The 2,169-nt window shown below is 63.1% G+C and carries 2 protein-coding genes; both read left to right on the forward strand.

All coding sequences use genetic code 11. The annotated features are described in order from the left end of the window. Positions 1–893 (forward strand): NAD(+) synthase (gene nadE / locus EN893_RS30260; protein WP_128362033.1); only part of this gene is annotated, 893 nt, incomplete at its 5' end. A gap of 3 nt (positions 894–896) precedes the next feature. Next, the coding region (gene asnB / locus EN893_RS30265; protein ID WP_128362034.1) for an asparagine synthase (glutamine-hydrolyzing) at positions 897–2,169 on the forward strand (1,273 nt) is incomplete at its 3' end.

Consider the following 2,169-nt stretch of genomic DNA (forward strand, 5'->3'; position numbering starts at 1 on the left):
GCACACAACGGCGTCGCGGAGTGGTCGTCGGGCTCTCCGGAGGCATCGACAGTTCGGTCGTCGCAACGCTGTGCGCACGGGCGTTCGGGAAGGACAAGGTGCTCGGCCTGTTCATGCCGGAGCGCCATTCGTCAGGCGACTCGTTGAGGCTTGGCCGCAGTGTCGCCGGGCAGCTTGGCATCGACACAATCCTTGAAGATATCGAGCCGGCGCTTGAAGGCATCGGCGCATACGCCCGACAGATCGAGGCCATCCGAACTGCCGTCCCTGGATATGGCGAAGGCTGGAAATGCAAGCTGGTCATGGCATCGGTGCTGGAGAGCAGCGGCCTCAATATCACGCGCCTTACGGTCGAGGATCCGCACGGAAAGATCGACACCGTGCGTCTGTCGCCGGCGGCTTACCTGCAGATCGTCGCTGCCACCAACTACAAGCAGCGGGTTCGCAAGATGACCGAGTATTATCATGCGGACCGCCTCAACTATGCAGTGGCAGGCACGCCAAACCGGCTCGAATATGACCAGGGCTTCTTCGTCAAACAGGGCGACGGCATCGCCGATGTGATGCCTATCGTCCATCTCTACAAGACCCAGGTTTACCAGCTGGCGGAGTATCTCGGTATTGACAATGAGGTCCGAACAAGGCCGCCGACCACGGACACGTTTTCCATGGCGCAAACCCAGGAGGAGTTCTACTTCGCTTTGCCCTATCAGTTGATGGATTTGTGCCTCTATGGCATGAATCACGGAATTTCGGCCGGCGTGGTTGCCGCCGCCGCTGGCCTCACCGCCGAGCAGGTCGAGAAGGTCTATAAGGATATCGTCAGCAAACGCCGCGCCGCCCGCTATCTTCACGCACGGCCGCAGCTGCCCGCTGCGATGGACAGGGATTGACCCATGTGCGGCATCGCCGGAATTGTGGCGCTGAACGCGGCTGCGGAGCCTCCTTCACGAGCCGCGCTTCTACGAATGGCAGCCGCGCTCTCCCATCGAGGTCCGGACGAAAGCGGCCTTTACCGCGACAGGCGAGCGGGGCTGGCGCATACCCGCCTGTCGGTCATCGATCTCTCGACCGGACAGCAGCCTCTCGCCGACACAGGCAATACCACCTGGATCGTCTTCAACGGCGAGATCTTCAATTACGTCGAGCTGCGTGACCAACTCATAGCCCTGGGACATCGTTTCCGCACCCGCAGCGATACGGAGGTCGTCGTGCATGCCTACCGCGCCTGGGGTGTGGGCGCGTTCGAGCGGCTGAACGGGCAATGGGCACTCGCCATTTGGGACTCGCTGATAGGCCGCCTCGTCCTGTCGCGCGATCGGTTCGGCATCTGCCCGCTGCATTTGTGCGAACACGCTGGCCGCCTGCATTTCGCCAGCGAAGTTAAGGCCATCTTCGCAGCCGACCCGGCGATACCGCGGGCCTTCGATCCGGCGGGGGTCGACCAGACTTTCACGCTGTGGACGGTCGTACCGCCGCAAGGCGTATTTCAGGGGATACAGGAACTTACCCCCGGCCATGTCCGCATCTATGACAATGGCAGCGTTCGTGAGCACGCTTTCTGGAAACCTTGCTATCCCGAGAGCGAGGACCTGGCCCATGGCACCTTCAGGGGCTCGCTGGAGGATGCGGTGGACGAAGTGCGCGGCGCCTTGCAGGCCGCGACGGCGCTTAGAATGGTCAAGGCGGACGTGCCGGTCGGCTGCTACCTTTCCGGCGGGCTCGACAGCTCACTTGTCGCCATGCTCGGGAGGCGCTTCGCCGGCGCGCCGCTCCAGACTTTCTCGTTGCGTTTTGCTGACGCCGAATATGATGAAACCCGTTACCAGCGGCTGGTTGCCGGTGCGAGCGGCGGCGAGCACCACGAGGTGATGGTTTCGCGCGGTGACATCGCCGACATCTTCCCGGATGTGATCCGTCATGCCGAGCGTCCGATTCTCAGGACCGCGCCGGCGCCGTTGTTCCTTCTCTCGAGGCTGGTGCGCGAACATGGCATCAAGGTCGTGCTGACCGGCGAGGGGGCCGACGAGATGTTCGCCGGCTACGACCTGTTCCGTGAAGGCAAGGTCCGCCGCTTCTGGGGGCGGCAGCCCGCATCCGCCCGACGCGCGCGACTGCTGGAACGCCTCTACCCCTATCTGAGCCGCTCGCCGGTCAAGCAGCAGGCGA

Source organism: Mesorhizobium sp. M7A.F.Ca.CA.004.04.2.1 (assembly GCF_004022825.1).
Lineage (GTDB): Bacteria > Pseudomonadota > Alphaproteobacteria > Rhizobiales > Rhizobiaceae > Mesorhizobium.